Source organism: Micromonospora sp. NPDC050397 (assembly GCF_044901685.1).
In the GTDB taxonomy this organism is placed as follows: domain Bacteria; phylum Actinomycetota; class Actinomycetes; order Mycobacteriales; family Micromonosporaceae; genus Micromonospora_G.
In genome coordinates, this window is sequence record NZ_JBJDPS010000009.1 from 105,296 (window position 1) to 128,247 (window position 22,952).

Annotated in this window: 1 protein-coding gene (cut by a window edge); it reads right to left on the minus strand. The window is 70.7% G+C overall.

Annotated features, from left to right (window positions below; genetic code table 11):
• Positions 1–22,899, minus strand: partial view of a type I polyketide synthase gene (locus ACI2K4_RS25720; RefSeq protein ID WP_404514844.1) — the 5' portion only. 17,814 nt of this gene lie to the left of the window's left edge; the window shows 22,899 of its 40,713 coding nt (coding positions 1–22,899); its start codon is at positions 22,897–22,899; its stop codon lies off the left edge, out of view.
• Between the last annotated feature and the right edge of the window lie 53 nt (positions 22,900–22,952).

Below are 22,952 nucleotides of genomic sequence, written 5' to 3' on the forward strand. Positions count from 1 at the left end.
CGCCACCAGCGAGGACGAGCACGCCGTGTCGACGGTGACCGCCGGCCCCTCCAGGCCGAACGTGTACGAGACCCGACCGGACAGCACGCTCGCGGCGTTGCCGGTTCCGATGTGCCCGGCCGAGCCGGCGATGCTCTCGGTCGCCTCGTCGAGCAGGGTGACGTAGTCCTGCCCGTTCGTGCCGGCGAAGACGCCGACCTGCTCGCCCCGGAGGGCGAGCGGGTCGATCCCGGCCCGCTCGAACGCCTCCCACGAGGTTTCCAACAGCAGCCGCTGTTGCGGATCCATCGCCAGGGCCTCGCGCGGCGAGATGCCGAACAGGGCGGCGTCGAAGTCGGTCGCGCCGGACACGAAGCCGCCCTCGCGGGCGTACGTGGTGCCGACGTGGTCCGGATCCGGGTGGTAAAGGGCGTCCAGGTCCCAGCCACGGTCGGTGGGGAACCCGCCGATCGCGTCGGTGCCCGAAGCCAGCAGGTCCCAGAGCGCCTCGGGGGTGTCCGCGCCACCGGGCAACCGGCAGGCGAGCCCGACGATGACGATCGGATCGTCGGTGACCGGCGCGGACGCGACGGTGGGTGCCACCACGGGCAGCGCGCCGACGAGCCGGCCGAGCAGGAACGTGGTGAGCCGCTCGGCGTCCGGGTAGTCGAAGACCAGGGTCGCCGGCAGGGTGAGCCCGGTGGCGGCGGTCAGTCTGTTCCGCAGTTCCATCGCGGTCAGCGAGTCGAACCCGAGTTCCTGGAACGAGCGGTCGGGGGTGACCGCGTCGGCGGATCCGTGCCCGAGTACGGCGGCGGCCTGGTCGCGTACGTCGGTCAGGACCGCCCGGCGTGCCTCGACGGGCGAGAGGTCCGCCAGTCGTTCGGCCAGGGGCAGCCGACCGGCGACGACCGTACCCCGGACACCTGGCGTACGCAGCGCGGGAAGATCCGCCAGGATCGGCGCCGGACGGATCGCGGCCATCTCGGCGGCAAAGCGTTCCCACCGTACGTCCGCGACAACCACCGCCGGTTCGCCGCTGCCAACCACGGCGGCCAGTGCGGCCAGCGCCTGCGCGGGGCGCAGCAACGACAGGCCACTGCGGCGGAACTGCGCCGAGTCCGCGTGGCCGGCCATCATGCCGGCGTCGGCCCAGGGTCCCCAGGCGATCGAGGTGGCGGGCAGCCCGTGCGATACCCGATGCTCGGCGAGCGCGTCGAGTGCGGCGTTGGCGGCGGCGTAGTTGGCCTGGCCCGGGTTGCCGAACACGCCGGCCGTCGAGGAGAAGAGCACGAACGCCGAGAGCGGCCGGTGCGCGGTGGATTCGTGCAGCCACCAGGCAGCGCCGGACTTGCCGGCGAGTACGACCTCGATCCGGGCCGGGTCGAGGCTGGCGATCAGACCGTCGTCCAGGACCCCTGCGGCGTGCACGATCGACAGGTCGGGTTCGTCGTCGAAGTCACGTACCAGGCTCGCGACCGCGTCCCGGTCGGTCAGGTCACAGGCGCGCGCCTCGATGTTCTCGAACTCGGTCAGCAGATCGGCGACGCCGTCCGCGTCAGGCCCTCGCCGGCTGACCAGTACGACCCGACGTGCTCCCCGCTCGGCTGCCCACCGGGCGACCTGACGGCCGAGGCCACCGGTACCGCCGGTGACCAGGACGGTGCCGCGCGGCTCCCAGGTGCTCCCCGGACGTTGCGAATCGGGGGTCAGGCGGCGGACCAGCATCCCGGCACGACGTACGGCGACCTCGGTCTCGTCGCCCAGCCGACCGGCGAGCACGCTCGCCAGACGGACAACGGTACGCGGATCGAGCCGCTCGGGGAGGTCGATCAGCCCACCCCAGCGGTCGGGGTGTTCGAGCGCTACCACCCGGCCGAAGCCCCAGCTCTCGGCGTGGCGTGGGTGGACGGCCGGGTCGGCGGTCCCTGTCGCGACCGCGGCTCGGGTGATCAACCAGAGTGGTGCCGTGACGCCGGCGTCGCCGAGTGCCTGGACGACGGCGAGTGTGTCGGTCACCCGACCGGCGGGCACGAGCACACCGGCGAGCGGTGTGTCGAGCGTGCGTAGCCGATCGGCGAGTTCGGTTTGCGCCCCGGTCGCCAGTCGGACCACGACGGCACCATGGCTGGTCAGCGCTTCGACCAACCCGGCCGCGTTCTCGTCCTCGCTGACCACCAGCCACCTGCCGGTGAGCTGGGCCGGACCGGGGTCGGCGACCGGCGTCCAGCCGACGCGGTAGCGCCAGCCGGCGATCTCGGATCGTTCCTGACCCCGTGCCCGCCAGCTCACGAGCGCGGGAAGCACGGTGGCGACGGCCTCCGTGTCGACCCCCAGCTCGGCGGCGAACGCGGGGAGGTCCTCCTGCTCGACAGCGTTCCAGAAGCCGGCCTCCGCCGGATCGGTTCCGTGGGTGGGTGCCGCCGCTCGCAGCCAGTAACGCTGCCGTTGGAACGCGTACGTCGGCAGCTCGGCCGGACGTACCCCGGCGAACATCGGGGACCAGTCCACCCGTACGCCGTTGACGTGCAACGTCGCCAGTCCGGTCAACACGGTCGTGACCTCGTCGCGCTGCCGGCGCAGCATCGCCACCGCCACCGCGTCCGGCCGGTGCACCAACCCGGTCAACACCCCGTCCGGGCCCAACTCCACGAACCGGGTAACCCCGTCGAGCGTGTTGATCGCGTCGGCGAACCTGACCGGCTGACGAACCTGCTCGACCCAGTACTCCGGATCCGACCACTCACCCAGCTCCACCGGTTGACCCGTCACGGTCGAGATCGCCGGAGTCGACGGGTCCGCGAAGGTCAAGCCCCGCACCACCGTACGGAACTCAGCCAGCATCGGATCCATCAAGCGGGAGTGGAAAGCGTGGCTCGTCCGTAGGCGGGACGTCTTCCAACCATGACCGGCGACCCGCTCGACGTCGGCCTCCGACCCCGACACCACCACCGCATCCGGACCATTCACCACCGCAATGTCCACGTCCGGGAACGCTGCCAGGACATCCGCCTCGGGAGCCTGCACCGCGAGCATCGCCCCACCCGACGGCAACGCCTGCATCAACCGACCACGAGCAGCAACCAAAACAGCCGCATCACCCAGCGACAACACACCCGCCACATGCGCGGCAGCGATCTCACCGATCGAATGACCCACCAGAACGTCGGCCGACACACCCCAAGACCGCAGCAGCGCATGCAGAGCGACCTCGACCGCGAACAACGCCGGCTGCGCATACCCCGTCTGGTGAATCAACTCCTCGTCAGCCAACACGTCCACGAGAGACCGGTCCAGGTGCTGATCCAGGTGCAACGCCACCCGATCGAACGCCTCCGCAAACACCGGGAACGTCTCGTACAGACCCCGACCCATACCGACCCGCTGCGCACCCTGACCCGTGAAGAGGAACGCCGCACGACCCGGACGTGCCACTCCGGTCAGACCACCGGTCCCGGAAACGATCGCGTCGAGACCGCTGGTCAGGGTGTCGCTGTCACTCGCGAACACCACCGCCCGCTGCGGCAGAGCGGCCCGCCGCGCCGCAGCAGCCCCCAGCGCCCGGAGGTCACCATCGGCCGCCGTACGCAGCAGCGCCGCCTGCGCCCGCAACGCCGCCTCGTCGTGCCCGGACACCAACACCGGAACCACCGGCAGCTCCACCGACGGTGCAGACGGCGGCACCGGCTCGACAACCGGCGGCTCCTCGATAATCACGTGAGCATTCGTGCCCGACACCCCGAACGCCGACACACCCGCCCGGCGAGGCCGACCGTCGGACTCCCACGACCGGGCCTCGGTCAACAACTCCACACTGCCCGCAGCCCAGTCCACGTGCGGCGACCGCTGATCAGCATGCAACGTTGCCGGCAACACCCCGTGCCGCAACGCCAACACCATCTTCGCGATCCCCGCCACACCCGCAGCCGCCTGAGTGTGGCCGATGTTCGACTTCACCGAACCCAGCCACAACGGCACCTCCCGACCCTGCCCGTACGTCGCAAGCAGCGCCTGAGCCTCGATCGGATCACCCAACGAGGTCCCCGTACCGTGCGCCTCGACCGCATCCACATCCTGCGGGTCCAGCCCGGCAGCCGCCAACGCGGCCCGGATAACCCGCTGCTGCGCCGGACCATTCGGCGCCGTCAAACCATTCGACGCACCATCCTGATTCACCGCCGTACCACGCACCACCGCGAGCACCGTGCGTCCCGCCGCCCGCGCCGACGAGAGTCGCTCGACCAGCAGCATCCCGGCACCCTCGGACCAACCCGTGCCATCCGCACCCGCACCGAACGACCTGCACCGACCATCGGGCGAAAGACCACGCTGCCGGGAGAATTCCACGAACACGTCTGCGGTGGGCATCACCGTCACGCCACCAACGAGCGCCATCGAACACTCGCCCGAGCGCAGCGCCTGCCCGGCCAGGTGCAACGCGACCAACGACGACGAACAGGCAGTGTCGACGGTGACGGCCGGACCTTCCAGGCCAAACGTGTACGACACCCGCCCCGACATCACCGACGAAGCCGTACCCGTCAGCAGATGCCCCTCGATGCCGTCGGCGGACTCGACCGGGCCGACGCCGTACCCCATCGCGGTCGCGCCCACGAACACGCCGATTGGCTGACCTGAAAGGCTGAGTGGGTCGAACCCTCCGCGTTCGAACGCCTCCCACGACGTTTCCAGCAACAACCGCTGCTGCGGGTCCATCGCCAACGCCTCACGCGGCGAAATCCCGAACAACCCAGCATCAAAATCACCCGCACCATGAAGAAACCCACCCCCACGCGCATAGAACGTCCCCACATGATCAGGATCCGGGTGATACAACCGCTCAAGATCCCAACCACGATCAACCGGAAACGCCCCAATACCCTCACCACCCGACACCACCAAATCCCAGAACTGCTCAGGCGTCTCCACCCCACCCGGCAACCGCAACCCCATCCCCACGATCACGACCGGGTCGTCGTCCGTGGCGACGGTCGGCGTCCTGACGTCCGCCGGGGCGGTCTCCGAGCCGGTGACAAGGTTCAGCAGGAAGTCGGCGAGCCGGGCCGCGCTCGGGTGGTCGAAGGCAAGCGTCGCCGGCAGGGTGAGCCCGGTCGCGCCCTGCAACCGGTTGCGCAGTTCGACGGCGGTCAGCGAGTCGAACCCGAGTTCCTTGAATGCCCGCGACGGTTCGATCGCGGTGGTGGAGTCGTGGCCGAGCGCGGCGGCCACATGCGTGCGCACCAGCTCCGCGACGAGCCGTTCCCGGTCGGCGGTAGCCAGGCCGTTCAGTCGCTGCGCGAGGGCCGACAAGGCGGTGCCGCCGCTGGGCGCCGGGCTGTCGAGCACCTGCGCGGCCGCGAGGTCCGCGAAGAGTGGACGGGCGCGGGTAGCGGTGAAGGCGGGTAGGAAGTCGGCCCACCGTACGTCGGCGACGACCAGCGCGTCCTCACCTGCCCCGACGGCGGTGGCGAGTGCCGTCAGCGCGTGCTCCTGGTCGATCGGGGTGAGACCTCGGCGCAACAGGTGGTCGGCCACCTCGGCCTCGGCCGCCATGCCGACCTCGGCCCACGGGCCCCAGGCGATCGCGGTGCCGGGCATGCCGAGCGCGCGACGCCGGGCGACCAGGGCGTCGAGTGCGGCGTTCGCCGCCGCGTACGCGGCCTGCCCCGCACTACCCCAGATTCCGGAGATCGAGGAGAAGACCACGAACGCGTCGACGTCGCCGACCAGCGCGTCCAGGTGCAGTGCCCCGTCCACCTTGCCGGCGAGCACCCGGTCGAGGTGCGCCGCGTCAACGTCGACCAGGTCCACGTCCTCGGCCACCCCGGCGGCGTGCACGACCGCGTCGACGGCACCGATCCGGGCGAGCAGCGCCTCGACGGCACCCCGATCGGCCAGGTCACACGCGTACGCCTCGGCACCGGGGCAGGTGGCGAGCAGTGTTTCGACCCCGGGTGCGGCGGGACCACGACGGCTGACCAGCACGAGTCGCTCCGCGCCGTTCGCTGCCGCCCAGCGGGCGACCTGGGCGCCGAGTCCACCGGTTCCGCCACTGATCAGCACGGTGCCACGGGGACGCCAGATGTCACCGCCGCCGGCCGGTGCCACTGCCAGTCGTCGGACGAGGACGCCGCTGCTCCGGATCGCCACCTGGTCCTCGGCGCCGAGTGCACCGGCGAGCACCGCTCCGAGTCGCGTGACCGCGCGGGCATCGAGGGTTTCCGGCAGGTCGAGCAGGCCACCCCAGCTCTGCGGGTGTTCGAGGCCGGCGACACGGCCCAGGCCCCACTTGGCGGCCTGCAAAACGTCCGGCACACCATCCGCCCGGCCGGCGGCCACCGCGCCGCGCGTCACCAGCCACAGGGGCATGCTGGCGTCGATGTCCGCCAGTGCCTGGACCACGGTCGACACCTGGTCGAGGGCGACCGCCGGCAGCACCAGGACGCCGTCGGGTGCCAGTCCGCGAAGGCGCGCGGCCAGGTCGGCGCGGTCACCGAGCGGAACGGCCACCGGTACGGCACCGAGCCCGGTCAGCGCATCGGCGAGCCCGAGCGGGTCGTCGCCGATCAGCGCCCAGGTGCCGCCCGGTGCCGCCGGGGGAACCTCCGAGGTCGGCTTCCACGTGACGCGGTAGCGCCAGCCGTCGATCAGTGAACGTTCCCGGCCACGGGCACGCCATGCGACGAGCGCGGGAAGCAGCGGTTCGAGCGCGGTGACCGGTACGCCGAGCCGGGTGGCCAGCCCGGCGGTGTCACCCCGGTCGACCGGGTCCCAGAAACCGGCGTCGGCCGCAGCCCCCTCGGCCTCGGCACGGGTACGCAACCAGTACCGCTGTCGCTGGAACGCGTACGTCGGCAGCTTCGCCGGACGTACGCCCTGGTGCAGCGGTGTCCAGTCCACCGGTACGCCGTTGACGTGCAACGTCGCCAACGCCGTCAACGCCGTCGTGACCTCGTCGCGCTCCCGACGCAGCATCGCCACCGCCACCGCGTCCGGCCGGTGCACCAAACCGGTCAACACGCCATCCGGGCCAAGTTCCACGAACCGGGTGACCCCGTCCAGCGTGTTGATCGCATCGGCGAACCTGACCGGCTGACGAACCTGCTCGACCCAGTACTCCGGATCCGACCACTGCCCCGGCCCCACCGGCAGACCGGTCACCGTCGAGACCGCCGGGGTCGACGGGTCGGCGAAGGTCAACCCCCGCACCACCGTACGGAACTCGACCAGCATCGGATCCATCAAGCGGGAATGGAAAGCGTGACTCGTCCGCAGACGGGACGTCTTCCAACCGTGGCCGGCGATCCGCTCGATCCGGGCCTCGGGTCCGGAGACCACCACCGCGTCCGGGCCGTTGACCACCGCGATGTCGATGTCCGGGAATGCGGCCAGGACGTCGGCTTCGGAGGCTTGCACGGCGAGCATCGCCCCACCGGACGGCAACGCCTGCATCAACCTGCCCCGAGCAGCAACCAACACAGCCGCGTCATTCAGCGACAACACCCCGGCGACGTGTGCCGCCGCGATCTCACCGATCGAATGACCCACCAGCACGTCCGGGATCAGACCCCATTGCGTCAGCAACGCGTGCAGGGCGACCTCAACCGCGAACAACGCCGGCTGCGCGTACCCCGTCTGGTGGATCAACTCCTCGTCGGCGAGGACATCCGACAACGGGCGGTCCAGATGCTGATCCAGATGCAACGCCACCCGGTCGAACGCCTCCGCGAACACCGGGAACGCCTCGTACAGACCCCGACCCATACCGACCCGCTGCGCACCCTGACCCGTGAACAGGAACGCCAGCCGGCCGGGCGCGGCCAGCCCGGTAATCGCGCCCGCCCCGGAGGCCACCGCGTCCAACCCGGTACCCAACGTCTCGGCATCACCCGCCAAGACCACCGCTCGATGGACCAAGTTGGCCCGCCGTACGGACGCGGCGGCCAGCTCGTACAGGTCCACGTGGCCGGCATCCCGGAGCCGATCAGCCTGTGCCCGTAGTGCCGCCTCGTCGTGCCCGGACAGCACTACCGGAACCACCGGCAACCCCACCACCGGCGCAGACCCCGACACCGCCTCGACAACCGGCGGCTCCTCGATGATCACGTGAGCATTCGTGCCCGACACCCCGAACGCCGACACACCCGCGCGACGAGGCCGACCGTCGGACTCCCACGACCGGGCCTCGGTCAACAACCCCACATTCCCCGCAGCCCAATCCACATGCGGAGACGCCTCATCAGCATGCAAGGTCGCCGGCAACACCCCGTGCCGCAACGCCAACACCATCTTCGCGATCCCCGCCACACCCGCAGCCGCCTGAGTGTGGCCGATGTTCGACTTCACCGAACCCAGCCAGAGCGGCGCCTCCCGACCCTGCCCGTACGTCGCCAACAACGCCTGAGCCTCGATCGGATCACCCAACGAGGTCCCCGTACCGTGCGCCTCGACCGCATCAACCTCGGACGCGTCCAACCCCGCAGCCGCCAACGCCGCCCGGATCACCCGCTGCTGCGCCGGACCATTCGGCGCCGTCAAACCATTCGACGCACCATCCTGATTCACCGCACTACCACGAACAACCGCAAGAACGTCATGACCATTACGCCGGGCGTCGGACAACCGCTCGACCAACAACACCCCCGCACCCTCGGACCAACCCGTGCCATCCGCACCCGCACCGAACGACCTGCACCGACCATCGGGCGAAAGACCACGCTGCCGGGAGAATTCGACGAACACGTCGGCGGTGGGCATCACCGTCACGCCACCGACGAGCGCCATCGAACACTCGCCCGACCGCAGCGCCTGGCTCGCCAGATGCAACGCCACCAACGACGACGAACAGGCAGTGTCGACGGTGACGGCCGGACCTTCCAGACCAAACGTGTACGACACCCGCCCCGACATCACCGAAGACGCCGTACCCGTCAGCAAATGCCCCTCGACGCCGTCGGCCTTCTCCACCAGCCCGCTGCCGTATCCCATGAACGAGGCGCCGACAAAGACACCGACCGGCTCACCACGCAGTCCCAGTGGATTCACACCCGCTGCCTCGAACGCCTCCCACGAGGTTTCCAGCAACAACCGCTGCTGCGGATCCATCGCCAACGCCTCACGCGGCGAAATCCCGAACAACCCAGCATCAAAATCACCCGCACCATGAAGAAACCCACCCCCACGCGCATAGAACGTCCCCACATGATCAGGATCCGGGTGATACAACCGCTCAAGATCCCAACCACGATCAACCGGAAACGCCCCAATACCCTCACCACCCGACACCACCAAATCCCAGAACTGCTCAGGCGTCTCCACCCCACCCGGCAACCGCAACCCCATCCCCACGATCACGACCGGGTCGTCGTCCGTGGGTGCGATCGCCTTGGCGATGGTCGCGTCGGATACGACGGTGCTCGGCGTGAGCCGTCCCAGCGCGAAAGCAGCGAGCCGTTCGGCGTTCGGGTAGTCGAAGACCAAGGTCGCGGGGAGCGACAGCCCAGTCACGGCTTGCAAGCGGGATTGCAGGCGGTTACGCAGTTCAACCGCGGTCAGCGAATCAATGCCCAGTTCCTTGAACGCCCGGTCCGGCTCGATCGCGCTGGCCGAAGCGTGGCCGAGAACAGCGGCGACTTCCGCCCGGACCAGGTCAAGCACCACGCGCTGCCGCTCCGCCGGGGGCAGTGGCGCGAGCCGGGCGGCGAGACCGGTCTCCGACCGCTCCACAGCGGCGGCCGGGGCAGGGGTCAGGTGCGCGAAGAGCGGCCGTTCGCGGGTGGCGGTGACCAGTGAGAGGAAGTCCGCCCAACGTACGTCGGCGACGACGATCTGTTCGTCGCCGGTGCCGACCGCCGTGGCCATCGCAATCAGCGCACGGTCCGGGTCCATCGGGTTGAGGCCGCGACGGCGCAGTTGGTGAGCCACATCCGCGTCGGCCGCCATACCGACCTGGGCCCACGGACCCCAGGCAATCGCGGTGCCGGGCATCCCAAGCGCGCGACGTCGAGCGATCAGGCCGTCGAGGGCGGCGTTGGCGGCACCGTACGCCACCTGCTGCGCGCTCCCCCAGATCCCCGAAATCGACGAGAAAACCACAAACGCGTCAACATCACCAACCAACGCGTCCAGATGAAGCGCACCATCAACCTTGCCGACGACCACCCGACGCAGATGATCCCCATCCGCCTCGCTCAGTGGCACATCCTCAGCCACGCCAGCCGCGTGCACGACCGCATCGACCCGGCCGATCGTCGCCAACAGCGCCTCCACCGCAGACCGGTCGGCCAGATCGCAGGCGAACACCTCCGCGTTCGGCAACTCGGCCAACAACTCCGACACACCCGGCGCCGCAGCACCCCGACGCGACACCAACACCAACCGATCGGCACCACGCCCCGCCGCCCAACGAGCCACCTGAGCGCCGAGCCCACCCGTCCCACCAGCGACCAACACCGTCCCACGCGGCCGCCACTCACCCACACCCGAAACCGGCGCCGAAACCGGCGCCGGAGCAGCAACCAAACGCCGAACCAGCACCCCACCGGGACGCACCGCGACCTGATCCTCCGCACCCAACGCCCCCGCCAGGACCGACCCGACCCGGGATACGGCACGGGCATCGAAGATCGCGGGCAGATCCAGCAGACCACCCCACAGCTCGGGATGTTCGAGTGCGACCGCGCGGCCGAAGCCCCACAGGGACGCCTGGGTGACGTCGACCGCGCCGTCCGCCCGCCCGGTGGCGACTGCTCCCTGCGTCACCAACCACAGCGCAGTGCCCCGCCCTGCCTCCACCAACGCCTGGACCAGGCTCAGTGCCTCGTCGAGTGACCCGGGCGACGCGACCACACCGGCGAGTTCCAACCCGGCGACCTCGTGTCCGCTGGCCAACGGCACCACCGATGCCCCGAGCCCGGTCAACGCCCCGGCAAGGCCATGGGTGTCCTCGCCGACCACCGCCCAGGTGCCGGAGAGCGCGGCCGTTGCGGCACTCGCCGCCGGCTCCCAGGTGACCCGGTACCGCCAACCGTCGACCTGCGAGCGCTCCCGTCCCCTGACTCGCCAAGCGGCGAGGGCCGGGAGCAGCTCCTCGATCGTGGCGGCCGGGACTCTGAGCTGTTCGGCGACGGCGGCGAGGTCGCCACGTTCGACCGTGGCCCAGAAGCCGGCGTCGTCATGCTCCCGGTCGGGGGTACGACCGACGGGTGCCTCGTCAGGCCAGTACCGCTCACGCTGGAACGCGTACGTCGGCAACTCGACCGGCCGCACCCCGGCGAACATCGGTGACCAGTCAACCCGTACGCCGTTGACGTGCAACGTCGCCAGTCCGGTCAACACGGTCGTGACCTCGTCGCGTTCCCGACGCAGCAATGCCACCGCCACCGCGTCCGGCCGGTGCACCAACCCGGTCAACACCCCGTCCGGGCCAAGCTCCACAAACCGGGTAACCCCATCCAACACGTTGATCGCATCGGCGAACCTGACCGGCTGACGAACCTGCTCGACCCAGTACTCCGGATCCGACCACAACCCCGGCACCACCGGTTGACCCGTCACCGTCGACACCACCGGGATCGACGGGTCCGCGAAGGTCAACCCCCGCACCACCGTACGGAACTCGACCAACATCGGATCCATCAACCGCGAATGGAAAGCATGACTCGTCCGCAGGCGAGACGTCTTCCAACCATGACCGGCGACCCGCTCGACGTCGACCTCCGACCCCGACACCACCACCGCATCCGGACCATTCACCACCGCAATGTCCACGCCCGGGAACACCGCCAGAACATCCGCCTCGGAAGCCTGCACCGCGAGCATCGCCCCACCCGACGGCAACGCCTGCATCAACCGACCACGAGCAGCAACCAAAACAGCCGCATCACCCAGCGACAACACACCCGCCACATGCGCGGCAGCGACCTCACCAATCGAATGACCGACCAACACATCCGGGGTCACACCCAGATGCGACAACAACGCATGCAAGGCGACCTCGACCGCGAACAACGCCGGCTGCGCATACCCCGTCTGATGGATCAACTCCTCATCGGCAAGGACATCCGACAACGGACGGTCCAAGTGCTGATCAAGGTGCAACGCCACCCGATCAAACGCCTCCGCAAACACCGGGAACGTCTCGTACAGACCCCGGCCCATACCGACCCGCTGCGCACCCTGACCCGTGAACAGGAACGCCACCCGGCCCGAGCCGGCGACACCGCGTACCGAACCATCGCCAGCCGCAACCTCGGCCAACCCACCGACCAACGCCCCGGCATCCTCCGCCAGAACCACCGCCCGGTACGGCAACGCCGCCCTCCGGACCGACGCCGCACCGATCCCGGCCAGGTCGGCATCCTCGGCGACAACCCCCAGTACGCGCTCGGCCTGAGCCCGCAGCGCCGCCTCGCTCGCCCCGGAGAGCAGCACGGGTAGCAGCGGCAGCGGCAGCGGGTCCGGTGCCGGTACCGCCGACACCGCGACGGCCGGCGGCTCCTCCAGGATCACGTGTGCGTTGGTGCCACTCATGCCAAACGAGGAGACACCGGCCCGACGTGGCCGTTCCCCCGCGCTCCACGGCTGCTCAGTGGTGAGGAGTTCGATGTTGCCGGCGGTCCAGTCCACGTGCGGTGACGGCTCGTCCACGTGCAACGTCGCGGGCAACACGCCGTGTGCCATCGCCTGGACCATCTTGACGATCCCCGCCACACCGGCCGCCGCCTGCGCGTGGCCGATGTTCGACTTGATCGAACCCAGCCAGAGCGGCGCCTCCCGCCCCTGCCCGTACGTCGCCAACAACGCCTGGGCCTCGATCGGATCACCCAGCGAGGTCCCCGTACCGTGCGCCTCGACCGCATCCACCTCGGACGCGTCCAACCCCGCAGCCGCCAACGCGGCCCGGATAACCCGCTGCTGCGCCGGACCATTCGGCGCCGTCAAACCATTCGACGCACCATCCTGATTCACCGCCGTACCACGCACCACCGCGAGCACCGTGCGTCCCGCCGCCCGCGCCGACGAGAGTCGCTCGACCAGCAGCATGCCGGCGCCCTCGGCCCAGCCCGTGCCGTCGGCCGCCGCCGCGAACGGTTTGCACCGCCCGTCCGTGGCCAGACCACGCTGGCGGGAGAACTGGACGAAGGTCTCGGGGCCCGACATCACGGCAACCCCGCCGACCAGGGCCATCGTGCATTCACCGGACCGCAGCGCCTGCACGGCCAGGTGCAGCGCGACCAGCGACGACGAGCAGGCCGTGTCGATGGTCACCGCCGGACCTTCGAGCCCGAACGTGTACGACAGCCGGCCGGAGACGACGCTCGCGGCGGTCCCGGTGAGCAGGTGACCTTCGAGTCCGTCGGGCAGCCCGTCGGCGCGGCTGGCGTAGTCAAGGCTGTTGGTGCCGGCGTACACGCCGACCTGCTGACCCCGCAACGACAGCGGGTCCAGCCCAGCCCGCTCGAACGCCTCCCACGACGTCTCCAACAACAACCGCTGCTGCGGATCCATCGCCAACGCCTCACGCGGCGAAATCCCGAACAACCCAGCATCAAACTCCGCCGCACCGTACAGAAAACCACCCTCACGCGCATACGACGTACCCGCATGATCCGGATCCGGATGAAAAAGACCCTCCAAATCCCAACCACGATCAGCAGGAAACCCACCAATCGCATCAGAACCCGAAACAACCAGATCCCACAAACCCTCCGGCGTATCCGCACCCCCCGGAAAACGCACCCCCATCCCCACAATCACCACCGGATCGTCACCGTCAGCGGCGGCGGCGGTTCCCGGGGTGACGGTGGCGGCGTCGATCCCGGTTAGTTCGTCGAGAAGGTACGCGGCCAGCCGCTCGACGCTGGGATAGTCGAACGCCAGCGTCGCCGGCAGGAACAACCCGGTCGCACCCTGCAACCGGTTACGCAACTCAACCGCCGTCAACGAGTCGAAACCCAACTCCCTGAACGCCCGACCAGGCGCCACCTGCTCACCCGACGAATGCCCCAGCACCCCGGCAACGTGCGTCCGGACCACCTCGGCGGCGAGCCGCTCACGGTCGCCAGCGGGCAGGCCGGCCAGCCGCTGGCCGAACGTGGAGAACACCGCTCCGGCGACGGTCGGCGCCTCCGCCTCGGGCAGGTCGTCGAAGAGCGGTCGCGCACGGGCGGCGGTGAATGCCGGCAGGAATTCCGCCCAGCGGACGTCCGCGACGGTCAGCGCGCCCTCGTCCGCCCCCACCGCATCGGTCAGTACGGCCACTGCCCGTCGCGGATCCAGCGGCACCAACCCGTAACGGCGCAACTGGTCGGCGACGGTGCTGTCGGCGGCCATGCCGACCTCGGCCCAGGGTCCCCAGGCCACGGCCGTGCCGGGCCTGCCGTTCGCCCGGCGTCGGGTGATCAGCGCGTCCAGGGCCGCGTTCGCCGCCCCGTAGGCCGCCTGCTCGCCACTGCCCCAGATTCCCGAGATCGACGAGAAAACCACAAACGCGTCGACATCGCCGACCAGCGCGTCCAGGTGCAGGGCACCGTCGACCTTGCCGGACATCACCGCGCGGAAGTGCGCCGCGTCCGCGTCGCGCAGCGGTACGTCAGCCGCGACGCCGGCCGCGTGCACGACGGCGTCGACCGTGCCGACGGCGGCCAGCAGGGCTTCGACCGCCGACCGGTCGGCGAGATCGCAGGCGTACACCTGGGCGTTCGGCAGCTCGGCCAGCAGAGACTCGACCCCGGGGGCGTCCGGGCCGCGTCGCGACACCAGCACCAGCCGCTCGGCCCCTTCGGCCGCCGCCCATCGGGCCACCTCGACGCCGAGCCCACCGGTCCCACCGGTGATGAGTACGGTTCCCCGTGGCTGCCAGGCCGGACCCGTGCTCGCCGGGGCGTGCTCCAGCCGTCGGACGAGGACGCCATTGCCCCGTACGGCGATCTGGTCCTCGGCCCCGAGCGCGCCGGCCAGCACCGCCCCGATCCGGCTCGCGGCCCGCGAATCCATCATTTCGGGCAGGTCGAGCATCCCGCCCCAGAACTCCGGGTGCTCCAGGCCGACCGTCCGGCCGCACCCCCAGAGCGCGGCCTGGTCCACGTCGACCAAACCGTCCGTTCTACCGGTTGCCACCGCACCACGGGTGACCAGCCACAACGGCACGCGGGAGTCGATACGCGCCAGTGCCTGGACCGTTGCCAGCGCCGCGTCGAGCGATCCCGGCGCCATCGCGACACCGGCGAGGCCGGGCTCGGCCAGCACCACCGGGTCGATCACCGGCATGGCGACAACCGTGGCTCCGAGCGCGGACAGCACCGCACCCAAGCCGAAGTTGTCGTCACCGACGAGGGCCCAGCGTCCGGTCAGCTCGACGGCTGGCAGGTCGACCGGCTTCCAGGTGACGCGGTAGCGCCAGCCGTCGAGCAGCGTCCGCTCGTGACCACGCGCCCGCCAGGATGCGAGCGCGGGCAGGACATTCTCCAGTGAGGCGGCCGGAACGCCCAACTGCGTCGCGAGACCGGCCAGGTCACCCTGCTCCACGGTGGCCCAGAAGCCGGCCTCGGCCGGGTTGGTGGCGGCGAGCAGTGGCTTGCTCTCCAGCCAGAAGCGCTGACGCTGGAAGGCATAGGTCGGCAGCTCGGCCGGACGTACCCCGGTGAACATCGGTGACCAGTCCACCCGTACGCCGTTGACGTGCAACGTCGCCAACGCCGTCAACGCGGTCGTGACCTCGTCGCGCTTCCGACGCAGCATCGCCACCGCCACCGCGTCCGGCCGGTGCACCAACCCGGTCAACACCCCGTCCGGGCCCAACTCCACGAACCGGGTAACCCCGTCCAGCGTGTTGATCGCATCGGCGAACCTGACCGGCTGACGAACCTGCTCGACCCAGTACTCCGGATCCGACCACTCACCCAGCTCCACCGGTTGACCACTCACGGTCGAGATCGCCGGAGTCGACGGGTCGGCGAAGGTCAACCCCCGCACCACCGTACGGAACTCAGCCAGCATCGGGTCCATCAAGCGGGAGTGGAAAGCATGACTCGTCCGTAGACGGGACGTCTTCCACCCATGAGCGGCGACCCGCTCGACGTCGGCCTCCGACCCCGACACCACCACCGCATCCGGACCATTCACCACCGCGATGTCCACGTCCGGGAACACCGCCAGGACGTCCGCCTCGGAAGCCTGCACCGCGAGCATCGCCCCACCCGACGGCAACGCCTGCATCAACCGACCACGAGCAGCAACCAACACGGCCGCATCACCCAGCGACAACACACCCGCCACATACGCCGCCGCGACCTCACCAATCGAATGACCCACCAACACACCCGGGGTCACACCCAGATCCGACAACAACGCATGCAACGCAACCTCAACCGCGAACAACGCCGGCTGCGCATACCCCGTCTGATGGATCAACTCCTCGTCGGCCAGCACCACCGACAACGGGCGGTCCAAGTGCTGATCAAGGTGCAACGCCACCCGATCGAACGCCTCCGCGAACACCGGGAACACCTCGTACAAACCCCGACCCATACCGACCCGCTGCGCACCCTGACCCGTGAACAGGAACGCCACCCGACCCGAACGCACCGTCCCGGTCAGGCCACCCATCCCGGAAACGATCGCGTCCAGACCGCTGGTCAGTGACTCGTTGTCGCTGGCGAGCACCACCGCACGATGTGCCAGTGACCCGCGCCGGGTTGAGGCCAGCCCGAGCCCGAGGAGTTCGACTCCGACCGCCGAACGCAGCCGCTCGGCCTGTGCCCGCAGCGCGTCCTCGGTCTGGCCGGACAGCAGCACCGGGACCACCGGCAGATTCGACACCGGTGCCGATGCCTGCTCCGTAGCCGGCGGCTCCTCCAGGATGACGTGGGCGTTTGTGCCGGACACTCCGAACGAGGAAACGCCCGCACGACGCGGTCGCTCCCCGGACGGCCAGGGCTGAGCCGAAGTCAGCAGCTCGATGCTGCCACCCGCCCAGTCCACGTGCGGTGACGGCTCGTCCACGTGCAACGTCGCCGGTAACACGCCGTGTGCCATCGCCTGGACCATCTTGACGATCCCCGCCACACCGGCCGCCGCCTGCGTGTGGCCGATGTTCGACTTGATCGAACCCAGCCAGAGCGGCGCCTCCCGACCCTGCCCATACGTCGCCAACAACGCCTGAGCCTCGATCGGATCACCCAACGAGGTCCCCGTACCGTGCGCCTCGACCGCATCCACATCCTGCGGGTCCAGCCCGGCAACCGCCAACGCGGCCCGGATAACCCGCTGCTGCGCCGGACCATTCGGCGCCGTCAAACCATTCGACGCACCATCCTGATTCACCGCCGTACCACGCACCACCGCGAGCACCGTACGTCCCGCCGCCCGCGCCGACGAGAGTCGCTCGACCAGCAGCATGCCGGCGCCCTCGCCCCACGCGGTGCCGTCGGCACCGGCCGCGAACGACTTGCACCGGCCGTCGGCGGCCAGGCCCCGCTGCCGGCTGAAGTCGAGGAACGCGTCCGGGGTGGACATGACGGTGACCCCGCCGACGAGAGCCATGGTGCATTCGCCGGACCGCAGCGCCTGTACGGCCAGGTGCAGCGCGACCAGCGACGACGAGCAGGCGGTGTCTACGGTGACCGCCGGCCCCTCCAGTCCGAAGGTGTAGGAGATCCGTCCGGAAACGACGCTGCCGGCGGTCCCGGTGCCGAGATATCCCTCCAGGTCGGTGGGGATGTCGTTCCGCTGCGTGGCGTAGTCCTGCCCGTTGGAGCCGGCGTACACGCCGACCTGCTGACCCCGCAACGACAACGGGTCCAGACCAGCCCGCTCGAACGCCTCCCACGACGTCTCCAACAACAACCGCTGCTGCGGATCCATCGCCAACGCCTCACGCGGCGAAATCCCGAACAACCCAGCATCAAACTCCGCCGCACCGTACAGAAAACCACCCTCACGCGCATACGACGTACCGGCATGATCCGGATCCGGATGAAAAAGACCCTCCAAATCCCAACCACGATCAGCAGGAAACCCACCAATCGCATCAGAACCCGAAACAACCAGATCCCACAAACCCTCCGGCGTATCCGCACCCCCCGGAAAACGCACCCCCATCCCCACAATCACCACCGGATCGTCACCGTCAGCGGCGGCGGCCGACGCGACCGGGGACGACGGCGTGGGTAGCGCCCCGGCGAGTTGCTCGTGCAGGAAGAGGGCGAGTCGTTCGACACTGGGGTGGTCGAACGCCAGCGTCGCCGGCAGGGACAACCCGGTCGCACCCTGCAACCGGTTACGCAACTCAACCGCCGTCAACGAGTCGAAACCCAACTCCCTGAACGCCCGACCAGGCGCCACCTGCTCACCCGACGAATGCCCCAGCACCCCGGCAACGTGCGTCCGGACCACCTCGGCGACCAACCGCTCCCGTTCCGGCGCGGAGAGTTCGAGCAGCCGCTGCCCGAAGGTGGAGAACACGGTCCCGCCGGTCTTCGGCGCGTCGACCAGCCCGGCGATCAGCGGCCGCTGGCGGGCGGCGGCGAACAACGGGGCGAACTCGTCCCAGCGGACGTCGGCGACGGTGATCGTGCTGTCGTGCGCACCGACCGCGCCGGCCAGCGCCGCGACTGCCTGAGCCGGCGCCATCGGGACGAGCCCCTGCCGTCGCAGCAGTTCGGTCTCACCCTGATCGGCGGCCATTCCGATCCGTGCCCACGGCCCCCAGGCGATGGCCGTGCCGGGTCGGCCGGCGGCGCGGCGGCGTTCGACGAGGGCGTCCAGGGCGGCGTTCGCGGCGCCGTACGCGGCCTGGCCCCGGCTGCCCCAGGTGCCGGAGATCGACGAGAAGACCACGAACGCGTCGACGTCGCCGAGCAGCGCGTCCAGGTGCACGGCACCGTCGACCTTGCCGGAGATCACCCGGTGCAGGTGTTCCGCGTCGGCGTCGAGCAGAGCCGCGTCCTCGCCGACGCCGGCCGCGTGCACGACCGCGTCGACCCGACCGATCGTCGCCAGCAGCGCCTCGGTCGCGGACCGGTCGGCCAGGTCGCAGGCGTGGATTTCCGCGTTCGGCAGGTCGGCCAGCAGGTCGGCCGCGCCGGGCGCCGCCGCACCGCGCCGCGAGACGAGGACCAGCCGCTCCGCCCCGTTCGCCGCCGCCCAGCGGGCGACCTCCGCGCCGAGTCCGCCGGTGCCGCCGGTGACGAGCACCGTCCCACGCGGCTGCCAGGTCCGGCCGGAGACCGCCGGGGCCGGCGCCAGGCGTCGTACGAGTACGCCGCTGGCGCGTACCGCGATCTGGTCCTCGGCGCCGAGCGCCCCGGCGAGCACCGCCCCGGCGCGGGCCACGGCCCGGCTGTCGACCACCTCGGGCAGGTCCAGCAGGCCGCCCCACAGCTCGGGATGCTCCAACCCGATCACCCGGCCCAGGCCCCAGAGGGCCGCCTGGTCCACGTCGACCGTGCTGTCCGCCCGGCCGGTGACAACCGCGCCTCGGGTCACCAGCCACAGCGGTACGCGGCGTCCGGCCCGCACCAGCGTGCGAACCAGCTCCACCGCGTCCGCCAGGGAAGACGGGGAGGCCACCAGACCGGCAAGATCCAGTTCCGTCGTCGCCGCCGCGTCGGTCACCGCGACGACCGACGCCCCCAGCGCCGACAGGGCGGCGCCGAGGCCGTGGAGGTCCTCGCCCACCACCGCCCAGGTGCCGGCGAGCCCGGTCTTCGCGGGGTCGGCCGCCGGCTGCCAGGTGACCCGGTACCGCCAGCCGTCGACCAGCGAACGGTCCCGGCCACGGGCCCGCCAGGAGGCGAGCGCCGGCAGTACGTCGGCGACGGCCGCGACGTCGACTCCGAGCTCCGCGGCGAGCGCGGGCAGGTCGGCGCGGTCGACCGCCGCCCAGAACCCGGCGTCGCCCGGGTCCGTGGCGCCCGCGTGGGCCGGCGCGCTCTCCAGCCAGAAGCGCTGACGCTGGAACGCGTACGTCGGCAGGTCCACCACGCGGGCCGGTGGGAACAGGGCCGGCCAGTTGACCGGCGCCCCGTGGACGTGCAGCGCGGCGAGCGCCGAGGTCGCGGTGGTGGCTTCGTCGCGGTCGCGGCGCAGCAGCGGTACGCAGACCGCCTCCGGGTCCGCCTGCCGGGCCAGCGCGGTCAGCACCGCGTCCGGCCCGAGTTCGACGTAGTTCGTGACGCCTTCGAGTGCGGCCAGCGCGTCGCCGAACCGGACCGGGCGGCGTACCTGCTCGACCCAGTACTCGATGTCGCTCCACTGGCCCGGCTCGACCGGGCGGCCCGTCACCGTCGACACGATCGGCAGTTTCGGTTCGCGGAAGGTGAGGAAGCGCAGTACGCGACGGAACTCGGCGAGCATCGGCTCCATCAGCCGCGAGTGGAACGCGTGACTGGTCCGCAGCCGGGTGCTCTTCCAGCCCCGCTCGCCGGCCGCCAGCGCGACCCGCTCGATCTCGATCTCGGTCCCGGAGACCACCACCGCGTTCGGCCCGTTGACCACCGCGATGTCGACGTCCGGGAACGCCTCGTGCACCGCCGACTCGGCCGCCTGGATCGCGAGCATCGCGCCGCCGGCCGGCAGCGCCCCCATCAGCCGGCCGCGCGCGCCGACCAGGGCGGCGGCGTCGGCGAGCGACAGCACCCCAGCGGCGTACGCGGCGGCGATCTCGCCGACCGAGTGTCCGACCAGGACGTCCGGGGTGACTCCCCAGTGCCGGACGAGCGCGAGCAGGGCGACTTCCACCGCGAAGATGGCCGGTTGGGCGTACTCGGTCCGGTCGAGCAGTTCCTCGTCGACGAGGGCGTCCGTCAGCGGCCGGTCGAGTTGCAGGTCGAGGTACCAGGTGACCTCGTCGAAGGCGGCGGCGAAGACGGGTTGGGCGGCGTACAGGTCGCGGCCCATCGCCAGCCGCTGTGCGCCCTGGCCGGTGAAGAGGAAGGCGGTCCGGCCCCGGCTCAGCTCGCCCGTGACGACGTGCGAGGACGGGTCCCCGGCGGCGAGCGCGGCGAGTCCCCGGGTGAGCTGCTGACGGTCCGCTCCGAGGACGACGGCCCGGTGGGCGAAGTGCGTACGCGTGGTCGCCAGTGAGAGACCCAGGTCGGCCGGGTCGGTCTCCGGCTGCTCCAGCGTGGTCAGCAGGTTCGCCGCCTGATCGGCGAGCGCCGCCGGCGTACGTCCGGAGACCGGCAGCGCGTGGACCGGGGTGACCGGCGCGGTGGGCTGCGGTTGCGCGGCGCTCGGCGTGGGTGGCGCCTCGAGGATGAGGTGTGCGTTGGTGCCGCTCATGCCGAACGAGGAGACCGCCGCCCGGCGCGGTCGGCCGGTCTCGGGCCAGGGCTGGGCCTCGGTGAGCAGCCGTACGCTTCCCGCACTCCAGTCGACGTGCGGGGTCGGCTGGTCCACGTGCAGGGTCTTGGGCAGCACCCCGTGCCGGAGCGACTGCACCATCTTGATCACGCCGCCCACCCCGGCCGCGGCCTGGGCGTGACCGATGTTCGACTTGAGCGAGCCGAGCCAGAGCGGGGCGCCGTCGCGGTCGCGCCCGTACGTGGCCAGCAGCGCCTGTGCCTCGATCGGGTCGCCGAGGGTCGTACCGGTGCCGTGTGCCTCGACCGCGTCGACGTCGGTCGCCTCCAGCCGCGCGTTGGCCAGGGCCTGCCGGATCACCCGCTGCTGCGCCGGGCCGTTCGGCGCGGTCAGTCCGTTGGAGGCGCCGTCCTGGTTGACCGCGGAGCCACGGATCACCGCGAGGATCGGCCGGCCGGCGGCCTGCGCCGAGGAGAGCCGTTCGACCAGGAGCATGCCGACGCCCTCGGCCCAGGCGGTGCCGTCGGCCGAGGCGGCGAACGGCTTGCACCGGCCGTCGGCGGCGAGTCCACGCTGTCGGGAGAACGCCACGAACGACGCGGGGCTGGCCATCACCGCGACGCCGCCGGCCAGTGCCATCGTGCACTCGCCCTGGCGCAGTGCCTGAGCGGCCAGGTGCAGTGCGACCAGCGACGACGAGCAGGCCGTGTCGACGGTGAGCGCCGGGCCCTGCAGTCCCAGCGCGTACGAGACCCGGCCGGAGGCGACACTCGCGGCGTTGCCGGTGACCAGGTAGCCCTCCAGACCGTCGGCGGCGTCCTGTAGCCGGGGTCCGTACTCCTGGGTCTCGCTGCCGACGAAGACACCGACCCGTTGCCCGCGCAGCGACTCCGGCAGGATGCCGGCCCGTTCCAGCGCCTCCCAGGAGGTTTCGAGCACCAGGCGCTGTTGGGCGTCCATGGCCAGCGCCTCGCGCGGGTTGATCCCGAAGAAGTCGGCGTCGAACTCCGCCGCGTCGTAGAGGAAGCCGCCCTGCCGGGTGTAGCTGGTACCCGGCTGGTCCGGGTCGGCGGAGTAGAGCGCGTCGAGGTCCCAGCCCCGGTCGTCCGGGAACTCGCCGATCGCGTCGACCTCGGACTCCACCAGGCGCCACAGGGCTTCGGAGGACCGTACGCCGCCGGGGAACCGGCAGGCCATGCCGACGATCGCGATCGGCTCGTCGGCATGGCCGGCGGCGGCCTCGACCTCGACCCGCTCCGGGGCGAGGCCGAGCAGTTCGGCGTAGAGGTGCCGGGCGAGCGCGGCGGGTGTCGGATAGTCGAACGCCAGCGTGACCGGGAGCGCCAGCCCGGTCGCGGCGGTCAGCCGGCTGTGCAGTTCCACCGCGGTGAGCGAGTCGAACCCGGTCTCGAAGAACGTGCCGTCGGCCGTGATCGGCTCATTCGCGGGTCGGCGCAGCGCGGCCGCGGCGAGCCCGGTCACCAGGTCGGTGAGCATCCGTTGTGCTTCCGGCGTCGGCAGGTCGGCCAGCCGCCCCCGTAGCTCGGATCCCGCCTCGACGCCTCCGTCGCCAACCGGCGTGGGTGCCTCGAAATCCCCGGACGAACTCATCATTTCGCGCCCACCATTCGGCGAAAAGAACAGCGAATAGCCCAAACTATTCGGCG